The 13811-nt window shown below is 62.3% G+C and carries 17 protein-coding genes; 4 read left to right on the top strand and 13 right to left on the bottom strand.

Going from position 1 to position 13811, the window contains the following annotated elements; translation table 11 throughout:
* Positions 1-83 precede the first annotated feature (83 nt).
* Positions 84-992 carry a DMT family transporter gene (locus BMF89_RS10615; RefSeq protein WP_078107054.1) on the top strand — a complete coding sequence of 303 codons (909 nt, stop codon included), beginning with the start codon at positions 84-86 and terminating at the stop codon, positions 990-992.
* Positions 993-996: 4 nt separating this feature from the next.
* Here the strand turns inward: BMF89_RS10615 and BMF89_RS10610 are convergent, their stop codons facing one another.
* Both BMF89_RS10610 and BMF89_RS10605 read right to left on the bottom strand, forming a co-directional pair.
* Positions 997-1881 (bottom strand): glycosyltransferase family 2 protein, encoded by an 885-nt coding sequence (locus tag BMF89_RS10610; RefSeq protein ID WP_078107053.1) that lies wholly within the window; start codon positions 1879-1881, stop codon positions 997-999.
* 122 nt (positions 1882-2003) lie between these two features.
* Positions 2004-2987 carry a hypothetical protein gene (locus BMF89_RS10605; RefSeq protein WP_078107052.1) on the bottom strand — a complete coding sequence of 328 codons (984 nt, stop codon included), beginning with the start codon at positions 2985-2987 and terminating at the stop codon, positions 2004-2006.
* A gap of 153 nt (positions 2988-3140) precedes the next feature.
* Between BMF89_RS10605 and BMF89_RS10600 the strand changes: the two genes are divergently transcribed.
* Both BMF89_RS10600 and BMF89_RS10595 read left to right on the top strand, forming a co-directional pair.
* Positions 3141-3683: a peptidylprolyl isomerase gene (locus BMF89_RS10600; RefSeq protein WP_078107051.1), complete on the top strand. Its 543-nt coding sequence runs from the start codon at positions 3141-3143 to the stop codon at positions 3681-3683.
* A gap of 21 nt (positions 3684-3704) precedes the next feature.
* Positions 3705-4574 (top strand): rhomboid family intramembrane serine protease, encoded by an 870-nt coding sequence (locus BMF89_RS10595; protein ID WP_078107050.1) that lies wholly within the window; start codon positions 3705-3707, stop codon positions 4572-4574.
* A gap of 18 nt (positions 4575-4592) precedes the next feature.
* Here the strand turns inward: BMF89_RS10595 and BMF89_RS10590 are convergent, their stop codons facing one another.
* The 11 genes from BMF89_RS10590 to BMF89_RS10540 form a co-directional block, all read right to left on the bottom strand.
* Positions 4593-5063 (bottom strand): SRPBCC family protein, encoded by a 471-nt coding sequence (locus BMF89_RS10590; RefSeq protein WP_078107049.1) that lies wholly within the window; start codon positions 5061-5063, stop codon positions 4593-4595.
* Positions 5038-5442 carry a metalloregulator ArsR/SmtB family transcription factor gene (locus BMF89_RS10585; protein WP_078107048.1) on the bottom strand — a complete coding sequence of 135 codons (405 nt, stop codon included), beginning with the start codon at positions 5440-5442 and terminating at the stop codon, positions 5038-5040. Before BMF89_RS10585 ends, BMF89_RS10590 begins: the two co-directional genes overlap by 26 nt.
* 719 nt (positions 5443-6161) lie before the next feature.
* A complete protein-coding gene (locus BMF89_RS10580; RefSeq protein ID WP_078107047.1) occupies positions 6162-7517 on the bottom strand; it encodes an FtsW/RodA/SpoVE family cell cycle protein in 1356 nt (451 codons plus the stop codon).
* Between the two features lie 142 nt (positions 7518-7659).
* On the bottom strand, positions 7660-8748 hold the full coding sequence (locus BMF89_RS10575) for a cation diffusion facilitator family transporter (RefSeq protein WP_078107046.1): 1089 nt from the start codon (positions 8746-8748) through the stop codon (positions 7660-7662).
* A complete protein-coding gene (locus BMF89_RS10570; RefSeq protein ID WP_078107045.1) occupies positions 8745-9107 on the bottom strand; it encodes a metalloregulator ArsR/SmtB family transcription factor in 363 nt (120 codons plus the stop codon). Before BMF89_RS10570 ends, BMF89_RS10575 begins: the two co-directional genes overlap by 4 nt.
* Before the next feature lie 333 nt (positions 9108-9440).
* Positions 9441-10043: a DNA-3-methyladenine glycosylase I gene (locus BMF89_RS10565; RefSeq protein ID WP_078107044.1), complete on the bottom strand. Its 603-nt coding sequence runs from the start codon at positions 10041-10043 to the stop codon at positions 9441-9443.
* Between the two features lie 56 nt (positions 10044-10099).
* Complete coding sequence (locus BMF89_RS10560; RefSeq protein WP_078107043.1) at positions 10100-10795, bottom strand: alpha-ketoglutarate-dependent dioxygenase AlkB; 696 nt, start codon at positions 10793-10795, stop codon at positions 10100-10102.
* Positions 10792-11412, bottom strand: coding sequence for a methylated-DNA--[protein]-cysteine S-methyltransferase (locus BMF89_RS10555; protein ID WP_139359625.1), 621 nt, complete (start codon positions 11410-11412; stop codon positions 10792-10794). Before BMF89_RS10555 ends, BMF89_RS10560 begins: the two co-directional genes overlap by 4 nt.
* Positions 11409-11915 (bottom strand): RNA polymerase sigma factor, encoded by a 507-nt coding sequence (locus tag BMF89_RS10550; protein ID WP_078107041.1) that lies wholly within the window; start codon positions 11913-11915, stop codon positions 11409-11411. The genes BMF89_RS10555 and BMF89_RS10550 overlap by 4 nt, the downstream gene beginning before the upstream one ends.
* Complete coding sequence (locus BMF89_RS10545) at positions 11915-12424, bottom strand: methylated-DNA--[protein]-cysteine S-methyltransferase (RefSeq protein WP_078107040.1); 510 nt, start codon at positions 12422-12424, stop codon at positions 11915-11917. Before BMF89_RS10545 ends, BMF89_RS10550 begins: the two co-directional genes overlap by 1 nt.
* A gap of 42 nt (positions 12425-12466) precedes the next feature.
* Positions 12467-12718 (bottom strand): cell division protein CrgA, encoded by a 252-nt coding sequence (locus BMF89_RS10540; protein WP_078107039.1) that lies wholly within the window; start codon positions 12716-12718, stop codon positions 12467-12469.
* Between the two features lie 313 nt (positions 12719-13031).
* Between BMF89_RS10540 and BMF89_RS10535 the strand changes: the two genes are divergently transcribed.
* Entirely contained in the window at positions 13032-13757 is a 726-nt protein-coding gene (locus BMF89_RS10535; RefSeq protein WP_253190785.1) for a class E sortase, read from the top strand.
* Positions 13758-13811 lie beyond the last annotated feature (54 nt).

Genomic DNA, 13811 nt, shown 5'->3' with positions numbered 1-13811 from the left:
AGCTTAGCTATCCCGGAATTCGCCCGCCAACACTGGGAAGCAACCCCATCCCATACACACGTTTTGTCCTATAACCCTGAATTGTGAACTTCATCGTTGCTGCTTTGGGTGTGCTTGGCGTCGCATCATCCGGACCCCTCATCGCCGGAACGCTTGGAGCGACCTCCGTCACGGCACTGGCCATCGCCTTCTGGCGCAACGCAATCGCCGCCGTCGTCATGGCCTCGCCGGTCCTGATCCGCGAGCCCCGACAATTCCGCAAGATCACCCGCCGCGAGTTCGCGTGGTCCGCCGTCGCGGCAGTGGCGCTGGCTTTCCATTTCGCTTGCTTCATCACTGCGCTGGAGCTCACGTCAGTCGCGGCCGCCACCGCCTTGGTGTGCCTGCAGTCCGCGTGGATCGCCGTTTTCCAGCTCCTCCGCGGGACGAAGCACCGTTGGCCGGTCCTGGTGGGGCTTGGCATCGCGTTAGGCGGCGTCGCCGCCATCACGGGCTTCGACATGGGGACTTCACCGAAAGCCCTCCTTGGCGACATCCTCGCTCTCGCCGGTGGCGCCTTGGCCGGGCTGTACACCTTGGCCGGAGGCAAAGCCCGCCAGAGCATGGGCATTGGAACGTACACGACGCTCTGCTACGGGATCTGCGCCGCCATTGTCGCGGTGCTGGCCCTCATGGGCGGCCAGCGGCTCGTGGGGTTCGACGCCGGAGGCTGGCTGGGGATCGTGGCCATCACCGTGTGCGCACAGCTGGTGGGCCACACCGCCTTCAACCATCTTCTGGCCACCCTGAGCCCGCTGCTGGTTTCCATGATCATCCTGCTGGAGATTCCGGGGGCGGCGCTTCTCGCTGCGGTCTTCCTGCACGAGACCCTACCGGCCGGTACCTATGCGGGGCTCGCCCTGATCCTGGGTGGGCTCGCCGTCGTCGTCGCTGGTCAGCGGCGCGGCAAGGGTGACGTTGACGGCAAAATCGCCGAGCTCGGCACTGACTGAGCGACTACAGGCCGCCGCGGCGGACGCTTTGGCTCGCGTTGGCCGTGTGGATGGCCCGGAGCAGCTTTGCCGGGAAGTAGACCGAGAAGAACACCACCATGGGGGCCTTGAGCGCCATCTTCTTGACGTTGTGGGCCTTGTAGGTCCTGTCGAAGCGGGTCACGTAATAGCGGTAGTCGCGCGGTGAATCCTCGAGCCTGCGGGCGGACATGCCCGAGACCATCTGCGGCCAGTACTGGACCCTGAGATCGTGGTCGGCAAGGTGCAGGGAAAGATCGATGTCCTCATGCATCTCGTCTCTCTCGTCCAGGCAGGTTTCGTCCCGGATGGTTTCCCAGGCGGAACGGCGAAGCGCCATGTTCGATCCGAAAAGAAAATGATATTGGTGCTTCGCGAGCCGGAGCATGAGCTGGCGCATTTTGTCGTCGGCTTTGAGTCCGAAGCGGCGCATGGGCATGTCGTAGTAGACCACGGGACCGGTTGCAGCCTGCGCCGAGGGGTCGGCGAAGGCCTTTTGGACCTGCTCCACCCAGTCAGGTTCCAGGACGGAGTCGGCGTCGATCCGGCCGAGGACATCCGACGTGGCGCTGTTGAGGCCAAAGTTGCGGGTGGGAATGAGTCCCTGGGCCTTGTCCTGGCTCAACAGGATAATGGGGCTCTCAGGGTATTCCTGTTGCATCTGCTGGACGATCTGAGCGGTGCGGTCTGTGGACCTGTTGTCCACGACGATGATCTCATCCGCAGGTACCGACTGGTAGATGGCCGCGATCAAGCATTGCCGTATGACGCTTTCCTCGTTGTACGCCGGGATGATGATTGAAACGCTCGGCTTCACGGGTGCGACGGCTGCGTTGGTGGCTGCATCTACGAAAGATCTATCGGCTGGCATCTCCATAAATCTAACATCAGGCCGGTATCCCTTGAGGAAGTCTCCGGTGACAAGTGGCCAAACAATTGAAGGGATCCCGGCTAACCGGAATCCCTTCAACGCGGCGTGAATCCGGCTTTCGCCTAGGCCTCGTGTTTGCCTGCTTCGTCAGAGGCCTCGTGGTCCTTGTCCGCCTCGTCCTTGTGAAGGCTGGCGGCGATGTTCTTTACCGCCGTCTTGGCGTCGATTGCCACGTTCGCTGCGGTTTCCGTGGCGTCCTCGACGACGTGTTTTGCCTTCTCGGCTACAGTTTCGCTCTTGTCAGCTACGTCGAGCCTCACGTCGTCAACCTTGTCGGCTACCTTGCCAGCGGCTTCGTTGGCCTTCTCAGCCACTTTCTCGGCTGCAGCCGCGGCCGGCACCGGCGAGGGTGTTACGACCGGGACCGGGGTCTTCCATGGGTCCTCTACAGGACGGCTGGCCCTCCATGCCGCAATGCCGGCCGCTGCAGCCGCTGCTACAACCGTGAAGATCAGGAAGCCCCGCTTTTTGGGTTTCCGGGTCTTGGCGAGCTCTTTCGAGACTGTTTTGGATGCTTCTTCGGCCGCGGCTTTCAGCTGGGCCCCCGTGGCTTGTGCTTGCTCCTGCAGATTGTGAACCACTCCCGAGTCCACCAGCCTCTGGGCCACGGCGTCCACCTGAGCGGGTGCATTCTCAAGGGCTTGGTGGACAACCCCGGAGGCTTGCCCGAGCTGTTCCGAGAGCTTGGGCAGGTATTCCTCAACAACTTTGTCCCGGGCGTGGCTGAGTGCAGGGGTTGCCTTGTTAAGGGCTTCCTGGATCTTGGGTGAGGCATCCTCGACGACGTCATGGATCCTCGGTGCGAGGTTCGCCAAGCCTTCCTGGAGCCTAGGGGTGACGGTCGCAACGCCGTCGGCGAGGTTGTACGCAGCTGACTTCAGGCCTTCCTGAAGCTTCGGCGAAGCGGTGTCGATTCCGTGCTGGATGCGGGGAACCGCCCAGTTCACAGCTGCCTCGACGCGCGGTGTCGCCCAGTCCTTGGCATTTTCGACACCATTCACGACGGTGTGTTCAAGTTCGCGGGCAATCCGGTCCGATTTCTTCACAACTACCTCCCGATCAACATGCTCGTTTGTTGTTAGCCTACGTCGCTTGATCGGCACCGGCTATTCATCCAGCGGATTCATGGAAGATTTCACCGAGCGCGGAACCGCCTTCCTGGCCGCCCCGGCGTTGACCCTGCATGGAAGAATGGCGATATGACCATCGCAACCGCACAAGCAACTTTCCACACGAGCCTCGGTGACATCGTGGTTGACCTCTTCGGCAACCACGCGCCCAAGACGGTCGCCAACTTCGTTGGCCTGGCCACAGGCGAAAAGTCCTGGACCCACCCGGAAACGGGCGAAGACAAGACCGGTACCCCCCTGTACAACGGCACCATTTTCCACCGCATCATCAAAGACTTCATGATCCAGGGCGGCGATCCCCTCGGCCGCGGCATCGGCGGACCGGGCTACAAGTTCGACGACGAGATCCACCCGGAACTCAACTTCAACGCCCCTTACAAGCTGGCCATGGCCAACGCCGGTGTCCAGATGGGCAAGGGCACCAACGGCTCCCAGTTCTTCATCACCACGGTCAACACCGACTGGCTTTTCGGCAAGCACTCGATCTTCGGCGAGGTGGCTGACGAAGAGTCCAAGAAGGTTGTAGACGCCATCGAGGCCGTCCGCACCGGCATGGGCGACCGTCCTGTTGAGGATGTCGTCATCAACAGCATTGACATCGTCCAGCTCTGATCCCCGGAGTATGAGCAGCATATGAGTTACGGAATCCCGGCGGCAGAGCCGTCAGCAGACATTCCGGTGTGCCCCAGGCACCCGGACAGGCCTTCCTACGTGCGGTGCCAGCATTGCGGGCGTCCTGCATGCCCCGAATGCCAGCGGGCGGCCGCCGTCGGGTTCCAATGCATTGACTGTGTCAATGAAATGAAGCGTTCGACGCCGGCAGTGCGTTCCGCCTATGGCGGCGCCGTCGCGACCGGGCGTCCTTTGGTGACGTACGTACTCATCGGGTTGTGTGCCTTGGTGTACGTGCTGCAATGGCTGATTCCCGGCGGTGTCGTGGAGGGCCAGCTCGTTTTCGCCTCCGCCTATGCCTCTCCCCAATATGGCGCCTTCGAACCATGGCGGATGCTGACGAGCGCTTTTGTCCACTCACAAGGTTTCGTCCTGCACATCGTGCTCAACATGTACATGCTCTGGATCTTCGGCCAGGTGCTGGAGCCCGTTCTGGGGCGCATTCGCTTCCTCGCCGTCTACGTGCTCTCCGCCATTGGTGGTTCCGTTGGCTTCATGCTGCTGACGCCGGTCTTCCCTGTAACCCCCGTTGAAGGTGCGTCAGGCGCGATCTTCGGCCTCTTTGGCGCACTCCTCGTGATCCAAAGCCGGCGCGGCGGAGACACCCGGCAGTTGTGGATCCTTATCGTCATCAACGGGGTGATTGGCTTCGTCGTCCCGGGAATCGCCTGGCAGGCCCACTTGGGCGGCCTGATCACGGGCGGCCTGTGTGCCGCCGTCATCGCCTTTGCTCCGCGTGGACCGCGCCAGGCGCTGTTGCAAACTGCCGGCATGGCACTGGTGGCCGGAATTCTTGTCCTGGCTACCGTCCTTGGGGCCACCGCGGGCTGACAGCTCTTTACGCTTTTCTTACCCTAGGAGCGCCGCCAAGCGTTCCATCGACTCCTTGATGCCCGCATCCATGCCGCTGGCCACTGCCATGTCACGGGCCTCCATCGAGGGAAACACGGAGCGCTGCACAACGCGTGTGCGGCCTCCAAGGTCTTCAAACCGGGTGGTATCCAAGGTGACTTGCCCCGGGGCGCCGTCGAATTCGAAGGTCTGGATGATCCGCAACGGCTCCTGGACCTCGTGGAAGACCCCGCGGAAGCCGAACTCGTTGCCTTGCTCGTCCAGGTGCGTGTAGCGGTAGCTGCCGCCCGTCCGCGCGTCGTACGCCTCCAGGCGCATTTCCAGGCGACGCGGACCCAACCATTTGACCACCAGTTCGGGATCCGTGAAAGCCTGGAACACTCGATCCGGGGCGGCATCGAAGTCGCGGCTCGTGTCGATGAACGGCGTGCCCGCCGCGACGTCAATGATTGTTGTGTTGGTGCTCATTGTCCTTCTCCTTTTCCGGATTGTCCTTTTGGGCTGTGCTGGCCAGTAGTTCGTCCAACCGGGCGAAACGTTCCTCTGCCTGAAGACGGTAGTTCTCAATCCACCCGGCCAAAGGTCCCAGCGCCGCGGTGTTCAGGTGACAGGGACGGCGCTGCGCTTCCCTGCTCCTCGTGATGAGCCCTGCGCCCTCTAGCACGTGAAGGTGCTTGGAGATGGCTTGGAGGGTGACGGTGAAGGGCTGGGCGATCTCACTGACAGTGGCATCGCCCAAGGCCAACCGCGCCAGGATCTTGCGCCGGACAGGATCGGCGAGGGCCATGAATGCCCTGTTGAGCTGGTCTTCAGGATCCAGCACGGCTGTGCCAATCGTGTCCGGCATGCGTCTCCCCTGTCTGGCTCCAGTCTCAAGCCTTGCGGAATTCCGAATCTTGACAGTACTCAAGCAGATGGTTTATCAACTAACTGGTTGAATATCGCCAGCTTAAGTCTGTGCGTTCAGGCGCGTCAATACCCACGGATATGTTTTCCACAGCCGTTATCCACAGTGTGCGTAACTTACAACCGTGTAGTTCAACTGTGGATGGACCTTCCGGGCCTAGATAGCAGGGGCAGCGGGTCTCTCTGGGGATTAACGTCCACATCTGTGGATAACTTTTGCCCACGCGCTTGTGGGTATGTGGATAAGAATCGCGTTTTTCGATGGTGTGTGGACAACCTCACCGTCAGGAGCCGTAAGAGGGCGGTATCAACAGAGTTATCAACATTGTTAATAACTCACATGGCTGTAGTTCGTTGTCCTTCCTGGACCTTGAAGCCCGCCGTTCTGGGAGTTTTCCACTTTGTAGGCACAGTTTTTCCCCAACTGTGGATAACTTGTGGGTAGTTGCCTGTTGTTAAGTGTGTGACTGGCGCGGGGACGGCCAGGATGGTCAATCGCTACGTAGCTTTGATGCCCATGCTGCCTGACGTCGGGCGCGCGCCACAGAAGCGGGCGCGCAGGCAGGCCGATACCGCCCTCTGAAAGAAGCCCTATTGTGAGGCGATACGGTCGAGCGTGTGAACGGAGGTGGTAGCGGGAGCCTGAAGGTCGGACCGGCGTCAGACCGGGACGTGTTCGGTCTGGGAAGCGACCGTCTGGGGCCTGCGGGCAGCGTCACTGATCCGCAACAACAAAGCCACGATGATCCAGTTGGCAAGGAGGGAGGACCCGCCCGCGGAGAGGAACGGCGTCGTGAGTCCAGTGAGGGGAATAAGGCGCGTGACGCCGCCGATGATGATGAAGCACTGAAGAGCCATGGAGAAGGCCAGCCCACAGGCAAGGAGCTTTCCGAAGGCATCCCGGATGCCCAGGGCGGCCCGGAATCCCCTCGTGAAAAGCAGCAAATAGAGGAGGACGATCGCGAACAGCCCGATCAGGCCGAGTTCTTCGCCAAGGGAAGCGATGATCATGTCGCTGTTCGCGAAAGGCACAAGGTCCGGGCTTCCAAGTCCGAGGCCTTTTCCGATCAGGCCGCCGTCGGCCATTCCGAACAGGCCCTGGACAATCTGGGCGCTGCCTCCGGGGAAGCGGGTGAAAACCTGGGGGTCGAAGGCATTGATCCAGGCGTCGATGCGCAAGCCGACATGGGAAAAGATCTTTGCCGCGGCGTATCCGCCCAAAAGCATGAGCACGACGCCGAGGACGAGCCAGCTGGCCCGGCTCGTGGCAACGTAGATCATCACGATGAACAGGCCGAACAGCAGTATGGACATGCCGAGATCGTGCTGGAAGACCAGTACGCCAACGCTCGCTGCCCAGGCAGTGATCATCGGCCCGGTGTCCTTGATTCTGGGGAACTGCAAGCGCCCGAATTTCCTACCGGCCAACAGGATCAAGTCCCGGTTGGAGGACAAGTAGCCCGCGAAGAAGATTGCGAGCGTAATCTTCACGATCTCGCCGGGTTGGAACTGCAGGGAACCAAGGCGTATCCAGACATTCGCGCCGTTGATGTCTCCCGCGGAAATGCCCGGGACAAGCGGAAGAATGAGGAGCGCGGCGCTGACAGCGAGTGCGATGAACGTGTACCGGCGCAGGATTCTGTGATCCTTCAAGAGCCACAGCACGGCGGCCGCGACCAGCACCGAGACGATCGTCCACGTCAGCTGGTTGCCCCCCGCATTAGTGCCGTTTGACGCATCGAGGCGTCGGATCATGGCGATGCCGAGGCCGTTCAAAGCGACAACGATCGGGAGGATCACCGGATCCGCATATCTGGCCTTGAAACGCAGGACGACGTGGAAGATTCCGGCCAGCGCCGTCAGGGCACCCGCCTGAAGCCAGAATCCAACGTCAAGGGCTTCCTTCTTGTCCACGCTGGTCATTGCAAGGGCACCGATGCCGACGCCAAGTGCCAGCACCAACAGCACCATTTCCACGTTTCGGCGAGGCTTCGCCGGAATCGCTTGCTGGCTCATGGGCATCTTCTTTCGTGGATCTCGGACTGCCGGGCGGGTCCGGTCAGTGGCCCAAGATCGGGTAAGTGGCTCACAACATAAGGTTCAGTGGGCCATCATAGCCGCAGCGGCTGGGCAGCGGTTGGGAACAAGACCCCGTCGATCAGCGGCCAGCTTCGGTAACGGCCTGTATCGCCATGTCGTCGAGCTTCGGAAGCGCGTGCTCAAGCCGATGCCTGGCCTCGCTGACCGTCTTCTCCACCGCTGACAGGGAAGCGTCGGCGACGACGATGGTGGCGGCACCCTGCAGGCGATGGCCGACCCAACGTAGTTGGAGCCGCGGCACGGAGAGTACGCCCGGTGCCCTGTCCAACGCCGCCTGGGCGGTATCGAGAAGTTCAGGTTCTATGCCGTCCATCAGGCGTCGCCCGATGCTGCGTACCGTACCCCAGAGCAGGACGATGATGGCTGCTGAAATCAGCAGGCCGACAATCGGATCCGCCAGCGGGAAGCCGAGCAGCACGCCGCCGGCGCCTAGCACCACTGCGAGGGAGGTGAATCCGTCAATGCGCGCGTGCACGCCGTCGGCGACCAGTGCAGCGGATCCGATCTGCCGGCCCACCCTGATCCTGTAGACGGCTACGATCTCATTGCCCGCAAATCCAATGAGTCCGGCCGCAAGGACCCACCACAGATTGTGCAGGGGCTGCGGATGGAAGAGGCGATCGATGGATTGCCATGCGGCGACCACTGCCGAAAGCGCTACGACGCCGACAATGAACAATCCGGCAAGGTCCTCCGCCCGCCCGTATCCATAGTTGTATCGGCGGGTTGCTGCGCGGCGTCCCAGAATGAACGCGATCCAGAGTGGCACTGCGGTGAGTGCGTCCGAGAAGTTGTGGATGGTGTCGGCCAGCAACGCGACAGAGCCGCTGATAAGGACCACAAGGAACTGCAGGACCGTGGTGCCGAGGAGTATGAAGAGGCTGATCTTCAGCGCCCGAACGCCCTGGGTGCTGGACTCAAGCGCATCGTCGATGGAATCGGCGGAATCGTGGGTATGCGGGACAAAGAGCTCATACAGCCACCCCTTGAGACCCTTGTGATGCTTGTGGGAGTGTCCGTCGTGGTCGTGGTCGTGGTCGTGGTCGTGGTCGTGGTCGTGGTCGTGGTCGTGGTCGTGGTCGTGGTCGTGCACGTCGTGCCCATGCACTTCGTGCTCGTGATGACCGACTTGCTGGTGGCCGCTCATGCCGATTCCTGTTCTACGCGGTGGTGTGCAGGGGTGCCGCCCAAGGCGTGTTCCGCCTGGAATATTGCGTCCGCAACCAACTGGCGGGCGTGCTCATTCTCCAGGCGGTACATGACCCTGGTCCCGTCCTGCCGCGTGGAGACCATTCTGGCCAAGCGCATTTTGGCAAGGTGCTGCGATACTGCCGCGGGGGACTTCCCTAGAAGGTCGGCCAGCGCTCCGACGGCCATTTCACCGTCCCGCAGCGCGAGGACGATCCGGACCCTCGTCGCGTCAGCCAGCATCGCGAACACTTCGACGGCCAATTCAACGTATTGGCTGTCGACTCCGAGCGAGCAGGCACTCTTATCTGCATTCATACGCAAATTCTTTCACACATTCCGGCCACACCCACATTGAGGACCCGGGACAAGGGCCCGGGACAAGCACCCGGGACAGCGAACCGGAGCCAGCGAGCCGCAGCGACCGGCGGGGCCCGAAATGAAGTTCTCAATGCCTCGGGAGTGAACTCTCAATGAACCCGCGGACACTATCCACAGGCTTGTGCACACTGGGTAAAACCGCGGGATCAAAGTGGACGGGTCCGGTCATCGCCCGAATGCGGGGATCTTGGCCTCATGTACGTGGATGTCCACATGAATTGTCCACAGCTGTGGATAAAGTTACGCACTTCTGTGGAAAGAAGGCGGGAATCAGAGCCAGACTCCTGAGCTGCCCCGGCGATGGCTGTCAAGCAAATGGGTGTCGATCATGCCGATCGCCTCCATCAGGGCGTACATGGTGGTGGGTCCCACGAAAGCAAAACCCTTCTTGCGCAGGGCCTTGGAGAGCGCAATCGATTCCGGTGATTGGCTAGCGACGTCGGCAAACGTCCGCGGTTCCGGCGTCGACTCCGGTTGGAACGACCACACGAAGTCCACCAAGCCGCCCTCGCTCCGCAAGTCGATCGTCGCCTTGGCGTTGGTGATGGCCGCACGGATCTTGAGGCGGTTGCGCACAATTCCCGAATCCTGCATCAGCCGTTCGACGTCCGCCTCCGTGAAAGCCGCGACGCTTTCAGGGTGGAAGTCCATGAAAGCGGACCGGAACGCGTCGCGCTTGCGCAAGATGGTGGCCCAGGACAGTCCCGCCTGGAATCCCTCGAGGCTGATGCGTTCATACAGGCCCCGTTCATCCCGTACGGGCATTCCCCACTCGTGGTCGTAGTACTCGCGCATGAGCGGGTCGACGGAAGCCCAGGGCGGACGAGCAAGGCCGTCGTCGCCGATGATGGTGCCGTTCTCGGGCGGGGTCATAGGTAATCCTCCACAGGAAGACGGGCAGAAGCTGTTGTTGCCATTGTGCCCCGGCCCTACGACATTCCCGTGACGCGCATGGTGATGTTGATCCGTCCCTTCGGCACTCCGCAACCTTCCGGCGCCGTTCCGGGGAGCACTTTGGTGACTCCGTGGAATGCAAAACGGGACGCTCCTCCGAACACGAAGAGGTCGCCCGAGGAGAGTCCGACGTCGGCATACGGCTTGGTGCGCGTCTCCGTGTTTCCGAAGCGGAAGACGCAGCTGTCCCCGATGCTGAGCGACACCACCGGGGCCCGCGACTTTTCGTCCTTGTCCTGGTGCATTCCCATTTTGGCCGCCTCGTCGTAGAAGTTCACGAGCGCAGTGTCCGGCGTGTAGCTTGCGGCTTCTGCGGCGTCACCGTAGGCCTCGAACAGTGCCTTGCGACCCAGGCGTACCATCCAATCAGGAAAGTCGAGGACCCGGCGCCCGTTGACGTCAACGGCCTCGCGTGTGTATCTATACGGTTGCCAGTGCCAGCCGAGGCAGATCGTCCGGACGGACATCGGGTGCCCACCGGGAAGCACCGCGGCACGCAAGGGGACGGGACCCTGCGTCCACTCCTCGAAACGGGCCACTATCCACTGTTGCTGCTCAAGGCTCAGCCAGCCCGGAACGTGCACCGCGCCGGGCGCGATCTCCCGGGGACCGGCGTCGGGCGCGTCCGGCAACTCAAGCGGAAACAGCGGTTCCGTCCATCCCGAAGTCATGCCGCCTCGAGAGCCAGCAGGGCGCGTTTGGCTTCCGTACCGCCGAGGTAGTTTCCGAACGATCCATCGGACTTCACCACCCGGTGGCACGGAACAATCACAGGCAGCGGGTTGGTGGCGCAAGCGGTCCCGACGGCACGAACGGCCCGCGGGCTGCCGGCAGCCAAGGCCACTTGCGCGTAGCTTTCCGTGTGGCCGTAGGCGATCTGCGGCAAATGTTCCAGGACGCTCAGTCGGAAGCCGCGCGAAAGGCTGAAATCCAAGGGCAGGTCGAACCGGTGCCGGGTGCCCGCGAAGTATTCGTCCAGCTCGCGGGCGGCCGGATCCAGCCGGCTCGCTGAGTAGAGGATCCGCGGACTGAGCTTTTCCGCGAGGCGCTGCAGCACGGCGTCGTGGTCTTCCACTTCGAACGCCACGCGCACCATGCCGCGTTCCGTGGCTGCGAGCAGCAGTTTGCCGATCGGCGAATCCACGGTGCGGTAGGCAATGTCGAGGGTGTCCTGTTCGGCGGCCACCGCTGCGAGGCGGTCGTGGAGCCGCTGCATGAGGCCCGGTTCCACGGACTCGAGGGGTGCGAGGAGCGCGGAGACGTCCGGTTCGTCATGATGGATGGTCATGGGGATTCTTCTTTCACGTAGCTCTCGGAGCTATCAACGAGAATGGTGCGCAGCGCCTTGACGCCGTCGGCTCCCGCTCGACGCGCGGCGTCGGGGGTTCCGCCTAGAAGCCCGGCGACGTCCTTGTAGGGGAGCCCGGCGAGGTAGTGGTAGGCCACCGCTTGGCGCTGCTTCGGGGGGAGCTGCCCGACGGCGTCGAGCACCTCCCGATGACCGTCACCGGGGATGCCGAGTCCGGATGGTCGCACAGGAAGTTCATCCACGGGAAGCGGCTGGCGGTTCCTGGCGCGGACGATGTCGATGGATTTGCGATGGGCGATGGTGACGAGCCAAGCCTGGACGTTGGCGCCCGCGGGAAGTTCGGGATAGGCCTTCAAGGCGGAGAGGAAAGTCTCCGACCAGCCGTCCTCGGCGTCGTGGGCGCCCAGGACCGCGCGGCACACGCGAAGGACCGTGGGTCCGTGTTCCCGGACGACAAGTTCGAACGGCTTCTTGGGCTCCATTAGAAGAGCTTGCTTTCCTTCGCCGAGGCCGGTTCTTCGAGGTCCAGGAGGAAGCGCTTGTTGTCGAGGCCGCCGGCGTATCCGGTGAGCCTCCCGTCGCGCCCCACAACCCGATGGCAAGGGATGATGATGCTGAGTGGATTGCGGCCAACCGCCGAACCGACGGCTTGCGAAAGATTGCGGTCGCCCAGTTCGGTGGCCAATTCTCCATAGCTGACGGTTTCGCCGTACGGAATGTGTTCCAGCCTGGCCCATACCCGCTGCTGGAACGGATTCCCTGAAACCTGGAAAGGGACGTCGAACACCGTTCGCTCGCCAGACAGGTATTCGCCGAGTTCACGGGTAGCTTGCTGGAACACGGGATCCTCGGCGGATACGGCTTCCCCGAAGAATTCCGACGGCGGCATATGCCAATGGCCCTCGAAGAAAATACCGGTCAGCGACTCGTCCCGGGCGGTCAGCGTGAGCTGACCTAGTGGGGAATCAATGGTGGTGTGCCTGATGGTCATGCCTAGTAGACGCGGCAGGCGGCCGGAATGTGAGGTCGCCGCTCAGGAGCGCCAGCGGGTCGTCATCAAGAAGCCAACGATCGCGATGCCGAAGCCCGCCACGATGTTCCAGGACGCCCATGCAGGTACGGGAAGTTGGCCGCTCGTGATGTAGAAGGTGATGATCCACAGCAGGCCGATGATCATGAGACCGAACATGACGGGCTTGTACCAGATGGGGTTCGGTTTGTACTGCTGCGCGGTGGCCGCTTCGGTGGGGCGGGCGGCCCTCTTGCGGGGCTTGGACTCGGGCACGGATCCTCCTTGGCCGGCTGAATGAAAGGCCGCGCGCCGGCTTGATATCCTGCAGGAAGGAAAATTCCAGCGGTCAACGCGCACGCGGCAATTCCGGGGTTCGTTCTAGCAGCCAAGTCTAGCCGGATTTCGGAGACTGCTCGTCGTCGGGCATCCGCGCCTGTCAAGAGGAGATCCAGTGGCGCAGCAGCAGACGCAGCAAGCCGCTGCCGTGCCGGAGGACGGCACGGGAACCGGCGCGGAGGGTACGCGCCGGGGAGGACGCAAGTCCCGCCCGCCGCGGCCAAAGGGACGACCAGGCAAAGGCGACGTCGTGCGCAGGATCGTCCAGACCGTGGGCGAACTCCTCCTCACCGCGGGAATCATCCTGTTGCTCTTTGTGGCGTGGGAGCTGTGGTGGACCAACGTCGAAGCGGACGCCAAGCAGAGCCAGGCCGTCCAGGGATTTGCGAAGAGTTTTGCGGGACCGGTGGCACCTGTTGCCCCTGCCAATCCTGCTGCACCCCCGAACTACGGGAAACCTGTGGTTGCCCAGGCTCCCGAACACGGCGGCATGATCGGCATCATGTACATTCCCCGGTTCGGCCCTGACTATTCGCGGCCCATCATCGAGGGAACCGGTTCCGACATTCTGGACACTCTGGGTCTCGGCCACTACGGATCCACGAGCATGCCGGGAGCGCCGGGCAACTTCGCCGTCGCCGGACACCGCCAGACCCATGGCGCCGTGCTGGACAACATCCATCTCCTGGTTCCGGGCGACAAAATATATGTGCAGACCAAAGACGGTTATTACACGTATGTTTTCCGAAACAACCAGATCGTGCTGCCGTCGCGGACCGATGTCCTTCTTCCGGTCCCCACGCAGCCGGGTGTGGAGCCCACCGAAAGCTACCTCACCATGACCAGCTGCAATCCGCGCTTTGGTTCCCAGGAACGCATCATCGCCTACTCCCTGCTGGAAAGCTGGCAACCTGCCTCCGCCGGGCCGCCGCAGGAGATCGCCAAGCAAGTCGCCCAAACGGCCGGAAAGGGCTAAGCCATGTACGGATGGATCTTCCGCCACCTCCCGGGGCCACTGTGGGTGCGTATC

This window comes from Arthrobacter sp. SRS-W-1-2016 (assembly GCF_002009585.1).
In the GTDB taxonomy this organism is placed as follows: domain Bacteria; phylum Actinomycetota; class Actinomycetes; order Actinomycetales; family Micrococcaceae; genus Arthrobacter; species Arthrobacter bambusae_A.
This window is presented reverse-complemented; position numbering and strand designations above follow the sequence as displayed.

Excerpts from the sequence above, each read along its gene's own strand:
- BMF89_RS10550 (WP_078107041.1), bottom strand. The coding sequence starts at position 11,915 with ATGGAGCCCAAGAAGCCGTTCGAACTTGTCGTCCGGGAACACGGACCC.
- BMF89_RS10595 (WP_078107050.1), top strand. The coding sequence starts at position 3,705 with ATGAGTTACGGAATCCCGGCGGCAGAGCCGTCAGCAGACATTCCGGTG.
- BMF89_RS10600 (WP_078107051.1), top strand. The coding sequence starts at position 3,141 with ATGACCATCGCAACCGCACAAGCAACTTTCCACACGAGCCTCGGTGAC.
- BMF89_RS10585 (WP_078107048.1), bottom strand. The coding sequence starts at position 5,442 with ATGCCGGACACGATTGGCACAGCCGTGCTGGATCCTGAAGACCAGCTC.
- BMF89_RS10580 (WP_078107047.1), bottom strand. The coding sequence starts at position 7,517 with ATGAGCCAGCAAGCGATTCCGGCGAAGCCTCGCCGAAACGTGGAAATG.
- BMF89_RS10590 (WP_078107049.1), bottom strand. The coding sequence starts at position 5,063 with ATGAGCACCAACACAACAATCATTGACGTCGCGGCGGGCACGCCGTTC.
- BMF89_RS10575 (WP_078107046.1), bottom strand. The coding sequence starts at position 8,748 with ATGAGCGGCCACCAGCAAGTCGGTCATCACGAGCACGAAGTGCATGGG.
- BMF89_RS10560 (WP_078107043.1), bottom strand. The coding sequence starts at position 10,795 with ATGACTTCGGGATGGACGGAACCGCTGTTTCCGCTTGAGTTGCCGGAC.
- BMF89_RS10545 (WP_078107040.1), bottom strand. The coding sequence starts at position 12,424 with ATGACCATCAGGCACACCACCATTGATTCCCCACTAGGTCAGCTCACG.
- BMF89_RS10570 (WP_078107045.1), bottom strand. The coding sequence starts at position 9,107 with ATGAATGCAGATAAGAGTGCCTGCTCGCTCGGAGTCGACAGCCAATAC.
- BMF89_RS10610 (WP_078107053.1), bottom strand. The coding sequence starts at position 1,881 with ATGCCAGCCGATAGATCTTTCGTAGATGCAGCCACCAACGCAGCCGTC.
- BMF89_RS10565 (WP_078107044.1), bottom strand. The coding sequence starts at position 10,043 with ATGACCCCGCCCGAGAACGGCACCATCATCGGCGACGACGGCCTTGCT.
- BMF89_RS10555 (WP_139359625.1), bottom strand. The coding sequence starts at position 11,412 with ATGACCATCCATCATGACGAACCGGACGTCTCCGCGCTCCTCGCACCC.